Annotated in this window: 11 protein-coding genes and 1 pseudogene; 9 read left to right on the top strand and 3 right to left on the bottom strand. The window is 60.0% G+C overall.

All coding sequences use genetic code 11. From position 1 onward, the window contains the following. Positions 1-102 precede the first annotated feature (102 nt). Positions 103-2,142: an arabinofuranosidase catalytic domain-containing protein gene (locus KHO31_RS10665; RefSeq protein WP_201139166.1), complete on the top strand. Its 2,040-nt coding sequence runs from the start codon at positions 103-105 to the stop codon at positions 2,140-2,142. Positions 2,143-2,411: 269 nt separating this feature from the next. Here KHO31_RS10665 and KHO31_RS10660 read toward each other — a convergent pair whose 3' ends face one another. Further along, entirely contained in the window at positions 2,412-2,843 is a 432-nt protein-coding gene (locus tag KHO31_RS10660) for a hypothetical protein (RefSeq protein ID WP_201140767.1), read from the bottom strand. A gap of 112 nt (positions 2,844-2,955) precedes the next feature. Continuing rightward, positions 2,956-3,258, bottom strand: a pseudogene (locus KHO31_RS10655) (cupin domain-containing protein); the annotation flags it as partial. A 285-nt stretch (positions 3,259-3,543) separates the two neighbouring features. On the opposite strand from KHO31_RS10655, the gene KHO31_RS10650 reads away from it, so the two are divergent. Then, on the top strand, positions 3,544-3,963 hold the full coding sequence (locus KHO31_RS10650) for a DUF995 domain-containing protein (RefSeq protein WP_211623262.1): 420 nt from the start codon (positions 3,544-3,546) through the stop codon (positions 3,961-3,963). 547 nt (positions 3,964-4,510) lie between these two features. Then, entirely contained in the window at positions 4,511-6,811 is a 2,301-nt protein-coding gene (locus KHO31_RS10645) for a putative bifunctional diguanylate cyclase/phosphodiesterase (protein ID WP_211623260.1), read from the top strand. Positions 6,812-7,009: 198 nt separating this feature from the next. Here the strand turns inward: KHO31_RS10645 and KHO31_RS10640 are convergent, their stop codons facing one another. Next, complete coding sequence (locus tag KHO31_RS10640) at positions 7,010-7,774, bottom strand: ParA family protein (RefSeq protein ID WP_201074408.1); 765 nt, start codon at positions 7,772-7,774, stop codon at positions 7,010-7,012. Positions 7,775-8,002: 228 nt separating this feature from the next. Here KHO31_RS10640 and KHO31_RS10635 point away from each other — a divergent pair, with 228 nt between their 5' ends. The 6 genes from KHO31_RS10635 to KHO31_RS10610 all read left to right on the top strand — a co-directional run bounded on the left by KHO31_RS10635 (position 8,003) and on the right by KHO31_RS10610 (position 16,013). Continuing rightward, positions 8,003-8,962 (top strand): MBL fold metallo-hydrolase, encoded by a 960-nt coding sequence (locus KHO31_RS10635; protein ID WP_201074802.1) that lies wholly within the window; start codon positions 8,003-8,005, stop codon positions 8,960-8,962. An 18-nt stretch (positions 8,963-8,980) separates the two neighbouring features. Continuing rightward, positions 8,981-10,012, top strand: coding sequence for a CobW family GTP-binding protein (locus KHO31_RS10630; protein WP_201074406.1), 1,032 nt, complete (start codon positions 8,981-8,983; stop codon positions 10,010-10,012). Between the two features lie 324 nt (positions 10,013-10,336). Continuing rightward, the gene (locus tag KHO31_RS10625) at positions 10,337-12,175 is read left to right on the top strand and encodes a methyl-accepting chemotaxis protein (RefSeq protein WP_236071172.1); all 1,839 of its coding nucleotides are present in this window, start codon (positions 10,337-10,339) and stop codon (positions 12,173-12,175) included. A 35-nt stretch (positions 12,176-12,210) separates the two neighbouring features. Further along, positions 12,211-13,656 carry a DEAD/DEAH box helicase gene (locus KHO31_RS10620; protein WP_211623258.1) on the top strand — a complete coding sequence of 482 codons (1,446 nt, stop codon included), beginning with the start codon at positions 12,211-12,213 and terminating at the stop codon, positions 13,654-13,656. Positions 13,657-14,008: 352 nt separating this feature from the next. Continuing rightward, the gene (locus tag KHO31_RS10615) at positions 14,009-15,601 is read left to right on the top strand and encodes a flavin monoamine oxidase family protein (RefSeq protein WP_211623256.1); all 1,593 of its coding nucleotides are present in this window, start codon (positions 14,009-14,011) and stop codon (positions 15,599-15,601) included. After that, entirely contained in the window at positions 15,594-16,013 is a 420-nt protein-coding gene (locus tag KHO31_RS10610; protein WP_211623254.1) for a c-type cytochrome, read from the top strand. The genes KHO31_RS10615 and KHO31_RS10610 overlap by 8 nt, the downstream gene beginning before the upstream one ends. Positions 16,014-16,080 lie beyond the last annotated feature (67 nt).

Below are 16,080 nucleotides of genomic sequence, written 5' to 3'. Positions count from 1 at the left end.
TCCGAAGAATACCTGCTTGATCAGTGATGATTCTGGGTAAATCAGTTTGCATAACTAAGTTGTGTGAGCCTAATCAGAAACGTGGTTTCATAGGAGGAGGTCATGATGTCCAGAGGAACCGGATTAATTGCTGTCTTGTTAGCGATGACCGTCGGGCTTGCTGCATGCAATGGAGATAGCAGCGGCACGTCTGCATCTCAAGCGACAGGGGTGGCGAACTCAAGTGCGTCGCCGACGAATGACGCCGCCCAGTCAAATTACAGTACATCAACGGAAGCAGCGACGACGAGTCCTCTACCGTGCGACGCAGCAGCAACTGCCAACACGCCGTGCTCCGCAGCTCACAGCGTGACACGCTTGCTGACAAAGAATTACAGGGGCCCGTTATTCCGGGTTCAACGGGCGTCCGATGGTGCAACACAGGACGTCTATCCCTATACGTCGAGTACTTTGCCGAACGGCGCTGACCGCACGCTGATTGGCTCGGCCAACGTCAAAAGCGCAAACGCGTTCTGCAACAATACAAGCTGTTCCGTCACGTACATTTACGATCAGATCGATCTGGTTGCGCCCCTCAAGGGAGGAGCATTCGGCAATGTGCCGGCCACCCTCACACTCAACCCGGACGGAACGGAGTCACTGACCGTACCGAATAGTGGCTCAGGGAGTCAAAAAACGACGACCGTTCCGGTCCTCAACGGCTTTGCGACGATCACGCTTCCAGGAACCGGTGGTGCACTGACCGTTCAACTTCTGCAGTCTCCCACCGCGCTGACCACCCAGTCACCAACCCTCCAGCTGTCGATCGGAAACGATTTGCCGGCGCTCGCCGGTACGCCGGCCAAGCTGGGCTTCGTGCCGCTGCAAGGAGCCCAGATTCCAGCCCTGGGTACCTTGGCGGGACAAGCGTACCGCAACAGGTTCGGCACGGTGAACCAGTCGATCGGTGATAGCGATATCGCCGAATATATGGTGGCGGGAGCGCACTATAGCCAGTCCTCCACGTGCTGCGGGACTTACGGAAATATGGAAAGCAGTGCTAACCCGGGCACCTATGCACATGGAGAAGTTGAAGGCGAAATGTTTGCGCTGGCGTTCTCGAACGGCAATGCAGCTGTTTTTGGCTATTGTGATGGTGACTCGAATCAGGCACCCAACGTAAAAGACCCCGTATGCAACGCACTCGATATCAACTGGCCGGGCGTCGACGCAGAGGCAGGCGTTTATCTCTACGGCCCGCAACAGCCTCCAAGAGAAAAGTTCGTCACCGTGCTCTCCAAGTACTCACCGGTGACCGCGTCGAATATCTTCGCGGTTAAAGGCGGCTCTGCCTCGCAGAGTGTACTCACAGCACTCTATGACCAGGCGCCCCCAGAAGCCTTGAACTTTGGCAACGACGCGGGTCATGCATTTAACGGGCAATGGCAAGGTGGTCTTTCGCTTGGCGAAGGCGGTGACGGCAGCGCTGCTCCCGTGCAGTTCTTCGAAGGAGCGGTGATCACCAAGGCGACATCCGACACGACCGATAACGCGATCCAGGCGAGCATCGCAAGCTTTTATGGACCGCCTGCCGACAAGGTCGTGGCCGCCTGCTATGCAAACAATCTGATCAATTCGCCGCTGAGTCTTGCCACACCAGATGCATGGTCGCAACAAAATGGCGGCACCGCCGTGCCTGCACCCGATATTTCCGGAGTGAACAAGGGAGCCGCAACGGTTACCAGCACGAACGGCTCGTCGGTCTCGAATGTCCGCGAAATCATCAGGGTTCAGGGTGGGCAATCGTATAGTTTCACTGACTATGTTCTCGCTACCACGAACGCCACGGTCTTTCCCGGTGGATCAATCCAGACCGATGACCCGAACGGCACCGAATTTGGCTGGGTTCTCAATACGAATACGGGCGCTGTAGCGCGAGGGACATGGGGCGGCGGACAGGCGACATCGCTGAGCGCGATGAAATCGGGTAACTGGTGGAAGGTGACGATGACCCTCACCGCTCCTGCGGGGTCGAACAATGCGTCAGTTTTTATCGATCCACCCACGTCTAGTGCTGCTGGAGTTCGCTCACAGCAAACGCCGTATTTGAGCGCAACGCACTATTGCCCAAGCCTTGCAATCTTGACTAACTCGGCAACGTAGGCATGAACCGAGTCGTGGTTTCCGGAGATACCCGCTCTTAAGGGAATGGCGTCACGGAAAACACAAAGAAGAAGTCGGCGAGATGTTTGCCGGAAATTTGTGAGCAGTCGGTTCGGATGGTGCTGGAGCACCATCCGAACATGAATCGCCATGGAAGATACCCGGTTCGATGGCGGCCAACTTCGGTTGCGGGGAAAGACTTTGATTAACGTGGCACGGCGAGGCGACGTATGTCATCGCCGGCTTGTGTGTTCGGGGTGCGCGTGTAATCAACGGTATGTCGTCGTAGACGACTGCAGTTTCGTCAGCACGCCGCGTTTTAATCGGAACCAGCCTTCCGAGCTTTGCATCACGACTTCATCGTCTTGCCAGAACACGCGCTTGACGGTCATGCGCTTACCCGAGCGTTGCACAAGTGGCGGCTGGTGGCGAAAGTCGTACAGCACCGGGCCCGAATCAGTCTGCACGAGCGTGCGCGTGATGCTGTCATTTTCGCTGCCGACGTCATCGAAATGCGTGAGCGCGCTCGCGCTGAAGCGATCGAAAATTTCCTTGTCGAGCATGCCCACGAAATCGCGGTCGACGCGCACGAATTGCAAGTTTCCCGAGGGCGTGACGAGCGGGCCGGACGCGTTGCTTTGCGCATGAACGCCAGTCACGAAGGAGGTGGCGGCAAGCGCAGCGAGGAACAGTCGTCTCATGTTTTCCTTTAGATTCAGCGGCGTTTCCGACGACGGCGCACAACCCGCCATCGTTCCGTGGGAACATTGTCGTCAATTCTGGTCAACACGTCGAAGGTCTTTAACAGGCCGCACCCGGTCCTACAGTGACCGGCTCAGGTCGACCCTGATCGGTCTGAAGCACCGTTTCACCGTCGTCTTCGACCAAGGTGAGCTCTCTTTCAAGAACATAGACAAATTCGTCTTCGGCAGAGTGCCAATGGCGTTGGCTCGACCAATTACCCGGTGGCAAGCGCATCAGATTGACCCCAAAATCACTGAGTCCACCGGCGTTGCCCAGTCGCTGGCGTATGCGTTCGGCGCAGTGGGTATCGAACGGAGGCGGATAACCCGTTCCTTGACGTTCTGGTACGTCGGCGATGTTGATTTTGGGCATGTGAGGCTCCGGAATAACTGGCCGAACCTGATCCGATACGGAATAAGTCGACGTCGCTTCCCAGACCCAATGATGCCATGCGCTCGGTCGAGGTGCCGCGAATGCAGCGGCCAATCCGAGGCTGTTTCATCGCTGAAACACTTTCGCTGAAATCTGCCGCATGCTGGAGAGCCATCGCCCCGTCCCGCGCTTTCCGACAACCATGGTCCGGTTGTTGCATGGTCATCGACTTGCATGCGTCCACGCCGATCTGGTCTGGAGCAACGCGAATACTGGGAGACGAAAATGACCTCGACTTACCGCTTCGCCGCGGCTGCATCGGCGGTCCTGCTTGGCTGCATCGTTTTTTCTGCGCGGGCAGAAGATGAGCAGAAGCTGTCCAAGGAAGACCTGACGCAAGTTATTCCGGATTCCAAAGTTATAAGCACCGGCCCGAAGGGCAATGTTCGGCGCTGGACGAACGACCCTTCGGGAAATTTTGTCGCCAACTGGGAGACGCCGCCGCAGGTCAAACATGCGACAGGCAACGCCCAGGGTACCTGGACGGTGAACGACAAGGGGCAATATTGCGTACACATCGAGTGGGAACACCTGCAAACCGAAGGGTGGTGCGCGTTCCTGAAAAAGACCGCGGATGGGAAGTACGGTATCGCCAGCGAGGGACACAGTTCGTGGATACCCACTACGTTCGAACTCAGCAAGTAGGCGGCAGGGTCCCATTCAATTTCCCATGCCCGATATGGGGGAATCGCGCCGAACAACATCGTGCTTTCCTCTACTAGCAGCACGCCGGTGACGAAAAGTCTGCCTCTGTGCGCGTATCCGACAGTGCGGACGTACGTGAGTGGTGACATCTTTACTGCCAGTAGCTACGTATGCCAGTGAAGTCCGCTTTGTCCTCTCCACCCCGAGCCGCGCCACCCGCTGCGTCAACGCGGTCCGGAGGACACTTCGTGCCTGGTGTCATGTCCCGTGAATAGCTGGCGTAAATAAGCCTTCCTGGCTTCAGGTTGGCTTCAGGTTCACTTCTCGTCGGCATATAAGGGCGCGATTCGGCACAGCCATCCTGTGCCGGCACGACGGGAACCTATCGAGGCAGAGCGTAAAGATTGCGCCATCCGTGTCGATATACTGCTTGAAGTGCCGCCTTATCGTGTGGCAGATTGGCACTTGTCTTCCCGCTTATACGGGCAGTATCGGGCTCGCCAGCTCAACCGAAAGCAGGCCGGGCACAGACATAATCCGGAAGACTATGATTCGAATCACGCGTTCCCTTCTGGCAAGACCGGCCCTGTTCATTTTCGCCGGGATTGGCATCACGCTTGCCACCACCGGGGTCACTGCAGTCTCGCTGTACCAGATGAGGCTGGACGCAATGGCACAGGCCCGCGATGCTGCGCAGAACCTCGTGCTGTCCCTGCAAAAAGAGACCGAGCGCAACCTCGACATTTGCCAACTTGCAATGCGGGATGTCGTGACAACTATGGAGACCCCCAGCCTCCTCCAACTCACTCCCGATGCCCGGCAACTCGTCGCTTTCAGCTCGGCAAGCAATGTAAGGGAACTGGGCGTGATATTCGCAGCAGATGCTGCTGGCAACAGCGTGCTCGACTCCCGAGGGGTTCGGCCGACAACGTTCAATGTTAGCGACCGCGATTACTTTCAGGTTCAACAACAGCAGAAAGCGGCTGGCCTGTATCTCAGCAAGCCCTTCGTACCACGCACGGCCAACTTTGCGCAGCCGTCGATAGCGCTGAGCCTGCGTCTTGACGATGCAAATGGCCACTTCAAAGGCATTGTTGCTGGCACGCTCCGGCTCAGCTATTTTCACCAGCTATTCGAAGGCGCAATACTCGGCAATCATGGAACCCTTACCCTGTTGCGCGTAGATGGCACCGTCCTGATGCGGCAACCGTATCACAAGGACGATATAGGCAGCACGCTCGCCGGCGGCCATTCCTTTCCCCCTCTCGTGCAATCGGATCACGGAACCTATGTCGACTTTGCCGTGCTCGACCACATCGAACGCCTATACAGCTTCAGGCAGATCGGCAACTATCCGCTGGTAGTGGTGGTGGGTCTCGCGACTGAGGATATCTACGCCGGGTGGCGTAAGCGGGCATTCGCCATTGGTATCGTGACGGCCATACTCGACGTGCTCACCATCATGCTGTCTCTGATGTTCAGCGGCCAATTGCGCAGGAGATTCGCCATGGAGCGTCAGTTGCAGACGCTGGCATGGTTCGACGCTTTGACCGGCCTGCCCAACCGGGCAAAACTCAACAGGGAAACGCTCCGCATCCTGACGGACGCCAGACTGAATTCGTCCCAGTTCGCGATTCTGTTCATTGATCTTGACCGTTTCAAGCGGGTCAACGACACGCAGGGTCATTCTGCCGGTGACGAAGTGTTGAGCGAAATCGCGCGGCGTCTCCGGAATTGCGTCCGGGGTGAGGACGTGATTGGTCGCCTCGGCGGAGATGAGTTCCTGGCCGTACTGAGAAATTGTGACGTACATCGGGCAGCCCACGTAGCCGGGCGCATCCTGCAGACCCTGTACCAGCCCATTACCGTCAACGCAACATATGACACCACCATCACGCTCAGTGCGAGTATCGGTGTCTCCCTGTATCCACACGACGGGCAGGACGCCGATACCCTGCTGCGTAACGCAGACATGGCAATGTACAAGGCGAAGAGCACGGGACGTAACCAGATGCATTTCTATGCTCCCGTGTATGAGCGTCAAGCCAAGGAACAGCTCGAACTGGAAATCGCGCTTCAGCGAGCCCTGCGAGGGAGCGCCCTGAGCGTCGCCTACCAGCCGAAGGTCGATGTGATGGGAACACTGCATGGGGCCGAAGCCCTGGTTCGGTGGAACGACGAGAAACTGGGCATCGTTCCGCCAGACCGCTTTATCGCCATCGCGGAAGAAAGTGGCCTGATTGCGGAACTGGATGCCTGGGTGCTGGACGAAGCCTGCCGTCAACTCGCTGCGTGGCGCACTCAGGGCATCGAGATACCGAACGTATCGGTGAATGTCTGTGCCGCCGACCTCAAGAGTCCGAATTATCCCGGCTTTATCGCGCACACCTTGAAGGTCCATGGTCTGTCGCCTGAAAACCTGACCCTGGAAATGACCGAGCGAGTCATGTTTGATGAGTCAGCCGACGACATTCGCACATCGATCGATGCGATACATGCCCTTGGAATAGCACTGTCGATCGATGATTTCGGCACGGGCTACTCGTCCCTGAGCTATCTACACCGGTTCCCCGTCAAAGAACTGAAGATTGATAAAAGCTTTGTTCGAGGTATCGGGACCGATGCAATGGCCGAATCCCTGACACAGACTGTAATAAACATTGGCAGTGTGCTGGCGCTGAGTGTCATCGCTGAGGGTGTGGAAACGCGAGCACAGCGCGATTTTCTGCATAAGCACGGCTGCTTTATGTACCAGGGATATCTGTACTCGCCACCGCTTCCACCGGGAAAATTTGAGCTCTGGGTAGAGGCACATCGGCGGCAAACACCAATAAGCGAATCGGGCTAAGCTCTGGTCACATTGGCCAGAGAAGCCCGAGCGCGCGGGCAAGCGAGGTTTTTGCTTGCCATATCGGTAAAAGCCGTTCTCGCGAACCAGAACATGGCTGCTTCAACTGTATCAAGGTGACAGAGACGTTCGAGCGTCCGTTCCCCGGCGCTGACCGACGACCGTACGTAGCCGAAGCGGCCGTCCGCGGATCTCCCCTTATTCAGCCAATTCAGAATGCAAGGCCCGATATTCTTGCGAAAGTTTGTGTCCCGGATCGAGATGAATGAGCGGGGTTGCCTGCTGATGCGATTCGCGGATCCTCACGGACGAAGACAGCTTTGAAGCCAGCACCGGCAAGCCCTCACTGACAAGCTCATCGACCAGCTTTTGGGGCAGGCTCGCGCGAGGCTGAAACTGGTTGATGACAATCCCTTCCACTTCCAACGCGACGTTGTGATCCTGCTGGATCTCCTTCACGTTTTCCAACAACGTGTAGAGCGCGCGACGGGAAAAATCATCGCAGTCGAACGGAATCAGGCAACGCTCGGCCGCGATCAGCGCGGAGCGCGTGTAGAAGTTCAACGCAGGCGGCGTGTCGATATAAATCGCGTCGTACATGTCGAGTTCGTTCAGCGCGTCACGCAACTTGTAGATCTTGTAACGGGATTCCAGTTTGCCGTGCAACGTGTCCAGATCAGGATGAGCGGGCATGACGTCGAGGTTCTCAAATCGCGTCGGATGAATGAACGACGTGACTTCTACAGGCCTGAAGCTGAACGTCAGCGCGGTTTCAAAGAAGCCGGCGACGGTGGGGCTGGCCTCGGCGGCCTGCGAGCCGAGGAGGTATTGGCTTGAATTCGCCTGAGCATCCAGGTCGATGACGAGTGTGCGCATCCCTTCGCTAGCGCTGATTGCCGCCAAGTTACAAACAATGGTCGATTTGCCTACACCACCTTTCTGATTGAATACGACGCGCCGCATGTTCTCCCCTTGAACTGAAGCTACCCAAAAACGCCCAGCATACCTGAGCCAGATCACCGGTTAGATGCGATCGGTTGTTTTCTGGCATGGAAGCATGCTTATGAAATCGTTAGAATTCAATCGTTCTTGAGCCCGGCTACGCAGGAAAATCGAGCACACCCATCCAAAAATATCAGGAGACACAGAGCCATGAGTGATCAGCCGTTCGGACGCTCCCGTCGTGATTTCATGCGTATTGCCGTTACTGCAGGCACCACCGCAGCGCTACCGTGGATGCAGGACGCCCACGCGCAGTCACCAGCCAGCTCCGCAACCCCTGCACCCGTCGCGGGACACTCGGCGAAAGGCACCCAGCTGATCCTGCTCGGCACCAAGGGCGGCCCCACGCCGTCTGACCTGCGCGCGGCACCGGCGAACGTGCTGGTGGTCGACGGTCAGCCCTACGTGGTCGATTGCGGCAACGGCGTCGCGTTGCAGTTGACCAAAGCGGGCATCAAGCTACCCGGCATCCGTGACATCTTCCTGACCCACCATCATTCGGACCACAACGCCGACCTCGGCAACCTCGTGTTCCTCGCCTGGGCCACCGGCCTGCGCACGCCCGTCAACCTGTACGGGCCGCCGCGCATGACAAAGATGATCGACGACTTTGTCGACATGAACGCGATCGACCTCGACGTGCGAATGCGCGAAGAAGGCCGCCCGCCGTTCCGGCCACTGATCAACATCCACGAATTCGACGGCCCGCGCCTCGTGATGGAAGACGACCGCGTGCGCGTCACCTCGACACTGGTCGACCACTACACGATCAAGCCGGCATTCGCGTACCGTTTCGAGACGCGGGACCGCACCGTCGTCTTTTCCGGCGACACGACCTACTACCCGGCGCTTGCCGAGTTCGCCAAAGGCGCAGACGTACTGGTGCATGAAGTGATGTACCTGCCCGCACTCGAAAAGCTGATGAAGACCGTCGACAACGCGCCGACGCTGCTCGATCACCTCGTGAAGAGCCACACCACCACGGAACAGGTCGGCAAGATCGCCGCGGCGGCTGGCGTCAAGACGCTGGTGCTGAGCCATTTCGTGCCGGGCGGCGACCCCGCGATTACCGACGAGATGTGGGCCGCCGATGCGCGCAAGCATTTCGATGGACAGGTCATCGTCGGTAAAGACCTGCAGGTTATCTGAGTGCCGGGACAAGCCACCATGCAATCCGCTGCGATTCCCCTGACGTTGCTGACTGGCTTTCTCGGTTCGGGTAAAACCACGTTACTCAATCGCCTGCTGCCGCAACCGGCGCTGGGCCGTTGTGCGGTGGTGATCAACGAACTGGGCGCGATCGGTCTCGATCATCTGTTCGTCAGCACCTCGCGAGACGAAACCATCGCGCTGCTTGAAAACGGCTGCTTGTGTTGTGGCGTGCGCGACGAACTGGCTGCGACCGTGGCCGATCTGCTAGAGCGCCGCACGCGCGGCGAGATTCCCGCCTTCGAGCGGATTTTGATCGAGACCACGGGGCTTGCGCGGCCCGGCCCGGTGATTTCGTTGCTGCTGGGTGACCCAGCGCTCGAAGGCCGTTTGCAACTCGATGGCATCGTGACGACCGTCGACGCGAAACACGGCGCCGCGCAACTTGCCCGGCATGAGGAATCGCGTCAGCAGGTGGCGGTCGCGGACCGGTTGTTGCTGACAAAGGCTGAACTGGTCGATGCGCCCGCGCTTGCCGACCTCGAGGCCGCGCTTGAGGCGCTGAATCCCGGTGCGACGCGCATCCCTGTGCGCAACGGCGAGATTGACGCACAACAGTTGCTCGACATTCTGACACCGCGTGCCTTGCGGCCCTGGTTGCGCGCCGAGCCTTCGCCGCGCAAGTTGCTGATGCGGGGCGCGACGGCGTCACGCGTGGCCCATCCGGACATCGACAGCTTCTGCCTGACTTACTCGCAGGCATTGCCGATGCGGGCATTCGAAACTGCGCTGACCGTACTGCTCGGCTATCACGGCGAACGCATCCTGCGGGTTAAGGGAATCGGTAATTTCATCGGCGAATCGCGGCCGGTTGTGTTCCATGGCGTGCAGCAGTTGCTGCATGAACCGTTGCGGCTTGAAGCGTGGCCGGATGATGATCACACGACACGGCTTGTGTTCATCGTACAGGGGCTCGCGAGGTCGGTGATCGAGGACACGATCACGCATTTTCTGCGTGAAGCGGGGGTGGAGGAACTGGCGAATATGTAGAGAGCGCGCGAGAGTCAGGTTAGCGCAGCTAAAGATGCGGCCGCAGAGACGGTCCGGCGGCAACACAAAATCGCACCGAATGATGACTCTGGGCGAATTTTTCCAGCCCACGGCAGCTGCGCCTCGATTATTCGCTGGCAGCGGCAACGTGATAACCGAGGGTTTCACAGGACGAAACTTTCGCTCGCATCTGCCGATAATCTGGGCAGGAACTACCTGGATTGAAGCCGGCCAGCCCACCGGCGCCGCCCGGCGCACCCATTCACGTGCCACCTTCGCACGGCAGCCCTGCGCGATTTCCATTCGTTTGCAAGAGGACTCAGGATGCACAAGCTCAGTTTTACGCAGAAGCTGTGGCTGCCGCTCATCATCAGCCTCGTCGCGTTGCTCGCCGTCTCGGTTTCGGCGGCGTGGCAGTCTCGCGAGACCCGCATCGAGGAACGTAAGCACGACCTCACGAACGTCGCGCACGTCGGGCTCAGCATCGTGACGGAGTATGCGGCGCTGGCGCAAAGCGGCGCGCTGCCGGAGGCGGATGCCCGCAAGCAGGCGCTCGAGCGCCTGCGCGGCGTCCGCTATGGCGAAGACGGTTACTTCCTCGTGATCAACTCGAAGCCGCAGATGGTGATGCATCCCATCAAGCCGGCACTCGAAGGCAAGGATCTCGCGGGCAGCGCCGATGCCGACGGCCGTCACCATTACGTGACGTTCGCGTCGGCCGCACAGGCACCGGACGGCGGTTTCGTCGACTATGTGTTCCCGCATCCGGGCGCGGCGTCGGCGCAGGCGGTTGGCAAGATCGGCTACGTGGTGCGCTATGCGCCGTGGGACTGGATCATCGCCACCGGCGCCTATGTCGACGACATCGACGCAGCGTTCATGGCGTCGCTGTGGCTGATCGGCGCGATTTTCGTGGCGGTGTCGGCGGTGCTCGTGACGCTCGTCGCGGTGACGAACCGCAGCATCGCGCGCACGGTCGGCGGCGATCCAGCCTATGCGGCGCACGTGGCGGACGCGATCGCATCGGGCGACCTGACGGTAGCGATCCGTACGCGCGACGGCGACACGTCGAGCCTGCTGCACGTGATGCAGCGGATGCGCGACGCGCTAACGGGCACCATCTGCCAGATCAAGCACGCGTCCGACAACGTCGCGTGCGGCGCGAACGAGATCGCGAACGGCAATGCGGACCTGTCGTCGCGCACCGAAAGCCAGGCGGCATCGTTGCAGGAAACGGCGTCGAGCATGGAGCAGATGACGGCGATGGTCCGCCAGACTGCCGACAACGCACGCACCGCGAGCGAGCTTGCGGCCGGCGCTGCGACTATCGCGAACCGCGGCGGCGACATGATCACGCAGGCCGTCGCGGCGATGAAGGGCATCTCGAGCGAATCGGGCCGCATGGTCGAGATCATCGCGACGATCGAGGGCATCGCGTTTCAGACGAACATCCTCGCGCTGAATGCGGCGGTCGAAGCGGCACGCGCGGGCGAACAGGGCCGCGGCTTCGCGGTCGTCGCGAGCGAGGTGCGAAGCCTCGCGCAGCGTAGTGCGACGGCGGCGAAGGAAATTCGCGAGCTGATCAGTCATGCAGTGGGCAGTGTCGGCAGCGGCGCGACGCTGGTCGAAAACACCGGCTCGACGATCGACGAAGCGCGCGACGCGATCATGCGCGTGACCGGCGTCGTGAAGGAGATCGCGGCGGCAGCGGCGGAACAGAGCGCCGGCATCGATCAGGTGAATCTCGCGGTCACGCAGATGGACAGCATGACGCAGCAGAACGCGGCGCTCGTCGAGCAAGCGGCCGCCGCGGCGCAGTCGCTGAAGGAACAGGCGATGAGCCTGCAACGCGCGGCCGCGGCTTTCCAGGTGGACGACGCCAACGCTAGCGGCGGCACACCGTTCGCACCGGCTTCGGCGCCGCGCCGAGCCGCGTTCGCGCAAGGGGCGGCGCCGGCCGGCCCGCTTCTGTCGTTACGATCTTGCGAAATAAGCATTCCTATTCGTGCCGTCTCGACTTTTCCTGATTTTCGCTACCGCGACAGATTCGATCATGGATGGCCTGACAGGACTCTGGCCTTATTTCGGGCAGTTGGTGACGATGCAGGTGCGCGCGCGGCTGGTTGCGCGACCATTGATCTGCGCGGCGCAATCAGGCGGTAACCGCTAGAATTGCGGCTTTAGCCTGGAATACGCCAATGTCTTTTGCCTCGCTTGGCCTGATCGATCCCTTGCTGCGTAATGTGCAGGACCTCAATTACCAGACACCTACGCCGGTGCAGGCCAAGGCGATTCCTGCTGTGCTCAGTGGCAAGGACGTCATGGCTGCGGCACAGACCGGCACTGGCAAAACGGCAGGTTTTGCGCTGCCGCTGTTACAACGGCTGGTGCAGCACGGCCCGGCGGTGTCCAGCAACCGCGCGCGTGTTCTGGTGCTGGTGCCCACGCGTGAACTGGCCGAACAAGTGCTGCAAAGCTTTATCGACTACGGCAAAGGCCTCGACTTACGATTTCTGGCCGCCTACGGCGGTGTGAGTATCAACCCGCAGATGATGAAGTTGCGCAAAGGCGTGGATGTGCTCGTCGCCACGCCGGGCCGTTTGCTGGATCTCCATCGCCAGAACGCAGTGCAGTTTGATCAAGTACAAACGCTGGTGCTGGATGAAGCCGACCGCATGCTGGATCTGGGCTTTGCGCGCGAACTCAACGCCGTCTTTGCTGCCTTGCCCGCCCAGCGCCAAACCCTGCTGTTCTCTGCCACGTTTACCGACGATATCCGCGCCATGGCGGCAGGCATTTTGCGCGGCCCGGTCAATATCAGCGTCAGCCCACCCAATTCCACGGTCAGCAAGATCAAGCAGTGGGTGGTGCCGGTGGATAAAAAGAACAAGCCTGACCTCTTCATGCACCTTGTGGCTGAGAACAACTGGAAGCACGCGCTGGTGTTCGTCAAAACCCGCAATGGCGTGGATTACCTCGCGGCCATGCTGGATGAAGCGGGCTATGCGGTCGACACCATCCACGGCGACAAACCGCAACCCGCGCGCCTGCGTGCGCTGGAGCGCTTCAAGACGGGCGAAGTACTTATGCTGGTAGCCACCGATGTGGCTGCGCGCGGGCTGGATATCGACGACCTGCCGCTGGTGATCAACGTCGATCTGCCGATCGTGGCGCAAGACTATGTGCACCGTATTGGCCGTACCGGCCGCGCGGGCGCCAGCGGCGTGGCGGTGTCCCTTGTGTGTGCCGATGAAGCGCCGCAACTGGCCGCGATTGAAGCGCTGATCCGGCAAACGCTGCCCCGTGAAGAAGAGCCGGGTTTTGAAGCCGAACACCGCGTGCCGCAAACTAGCGCGACGGGCCAGATCATCAAGAAACCCAAAAAGCCTAAGAAGCCCAAAGTGCCGCAAGCTGCGCCGGGCGCCATACAGGAGCTCAGCAAAAAACCGCGCCCGCAAAGCGGCGAAAACAAACGCAAGCCTGCGGCGCAACGCGCCGTGGCCGCGGGTAAAGGCACAAGCTTGCCCAGCGGTAGCCCATTCAGCGCGCAAAAGCCACGCAGCAAACCCGCCAGCAAGCCGGCTGCGGGTTCACGTAAACCGGCTGGCAAACCCGCTGGTGGCCGCGGCAAACGCCAACCCTGATCCCCGGGGACGAGTAAGGCTGCCGGTTCGCGGCCCGCTGGCAGACAGCAGCGCGGCTTCGGCGTGCATCAGGTCACCGGGTAACGGCGCACTGAATCCCGGATCCATAACAACTTCGGGGCCGAACGGAGGTTGAAATCGTGCGTAGCAAGCGTCCGATCGAGGTCGTCTGTGGCGAATGTGTCCGCTTCTCACACGAAACGGGTGATCGCATAAAATGAACTAGTCGGTTGCAATACGCCCAAACGCAATCCCCGAGCATGCAAATCCAGATGACTCGGGCCTTTGCAAGCTGGGATGCCATCTGATTTCGTTCGTCATCGTTTCTCTCCAGTCGGGGCACCGCGTCCTTATGTCGAGAATGACCACCAATACGATGAGCCGCCGGCACCTGCTGACGCTGATCGGCAAGAACCTCGGCGCGGCCGCCATGATGCAAGGCATGGGCACGTTGGGGTTCGCCGCTACCTCGACCTACGCCGGACCGATCAGACTCGACGGCGCGCCCAAGGGAACGCGAATTCTCGTGCTCGGCGCGGGCATGGCCGGCCTCGTCGCGGCCTTTGAGTTGAGGAACGCGGGCTACCACGTGCAGGTGCTCGAGTACAACGACCGCGCGGGTGGTCGGGCCTGGACTGTCAGGGGCGGCGATCGTTATACCGAACTCGGCGGTGCCACCCAGTCCTGCGATTTCGCTGACGGGCTTTATCTGAACCCAGGGCCGTGGCGCATTCCGTATCACCACCAAGGCGTACTCGACTATGCAAAACGCCTGAAGGTGTCGCTCGAGCCGTTCATCCAGGTCAATTACAACGCATACCTGCATTCGACGGATGCTTTCGATGGCAAGCCGCAACGATTCCGGGCGGTGCAGACCGACTATCAAGGCTATATCGCCGAACTGCTTTCCAAAGCAATCCGCAAGGACGCACTCGATGATGCGTTGTCAGCCGAAGATGCGCATCTGCTACTCGAATCCCTGCGCCAATGGGGTGCGCTCGATCGGGATGGTGGCTATCAGGCCGGCCGGCGAAGCAGTGAGCGCCGCGGATTCGCGACCGCGCATGGCGGCGGCCTGATGCCCAAGGCCGTGCCGTCGAATCTGCTCCCGCGCGACCCCTTGCTTGCATCGCGTTTGTGGCAATGGCTCTCGTCGGGAAACGAGCAGGACTTCCAGAGCAGCATTTTCCAGCCCGTCGGCGGCATGGACAGGATTGCCCATGCGCTTCATTCGCAGGTCGCGAGCGCCGTCGTGTTCAACGCCAGAGTCACGGCCATCCTGCAGGACGAGCAAGGCGTCACCGTTCGCTACACCGATACGACCACCCGAACCGAGCGGAACGCACACGCGGATTGGCTGGTGTGCACCATCCCGCTCTCGATTCTGAGTCAGATCGACATGGCGGTCGGGCCGGACATGCGCGCCGCGATCGATGCGGTGCCCTACGAGACATCGGTGAAAATCGGCTTGCAATTTGGCCGGCGATTCTGGGAAGAAGACGAGCAGATCTACGGCGGCATCACGCATACTGACCTGCCGATCTCGACAATCGGTTATCCGGCAACAGGTTACGGATCGACCGGTCCTGCGGTGCTGCTCGGCGCTTACATGTGGGGGCCTGCCAGCTATGAGATGGGTGCACTGCCCCCTGCGGAACGGATCGCGGTGGCATTGAGCCAGGGCAGCCAGATTCATCCGCAGTACGCGCGCGAGTACCAGAACGGCTTCGCGATGAGCTGGAGCCGATCACCGTTCACGAATGGCTGCTTCGCCGCATGGACGGATGCGTTGAGAGAAGCGCATTACGCGAATCTCTGCCAGATCGACGGGCGGATCGTTCTTGCTGGAGAGCACGCGTCCCATATCCCGGCATGGCAGGAAGGCGCCGTGCTGTCGTCACTGGATGCGATCACTCGCTTGCATCGGAGAATCGTCAATGGCTAGGCCGACGTTGATCTTCAGCGTGATGCTGACGGCCTGGCTGTCGGGAGCCGCGACAGTGTCGGCTCTGGCGGTGGCGCAGGAGGCCCCACGCACTTTCACGATTTCACCGGACTACCGCTTCACCGAAAAAAGCGGCGAAGCGCTTTACAACGCGACTTGCGCGGGATGCCATATGCCGGATGGAAAAGGCGCACAGGGCGCGGGTCACTACCCGGCGCTTGCTGACAACCCGGCAGTAGAAGCAGCACCTTACGTCATCGTCAACGTACTGCACGGCCGGAAGGCGATGCCATCGTTTGGCGACGCGATGGATGACGATCAGGTCGCTGCCGTCGTCAACTACACGAGAACCCATTTCGGCAATCGATTTGCCGGAAGTGTCACGCCGAGCCAGGTTAGAAGTCTGCGCTGAATGCACGTTGGACCCACGCGACGCCCACGCGGCGAGCGGGCAGCATGACAGTCAGTGTTACTATGCT

It is taken from the genome of Paraburkholderia domus, assembly GCF_905220705.1.
Taxonomy (GTDB): Bacteria; Pseudomonadota; Gammaproteobacteria; order Burkholderiales; family Burkholderiaceae; genus Paraburkholderia; species Paraburkholderia domus.
The sequence above is the reverse complement of the archived record's forward strand: the minus strand, read 5'-3'. Positions and strand labels throughout refer to the sequence as shown.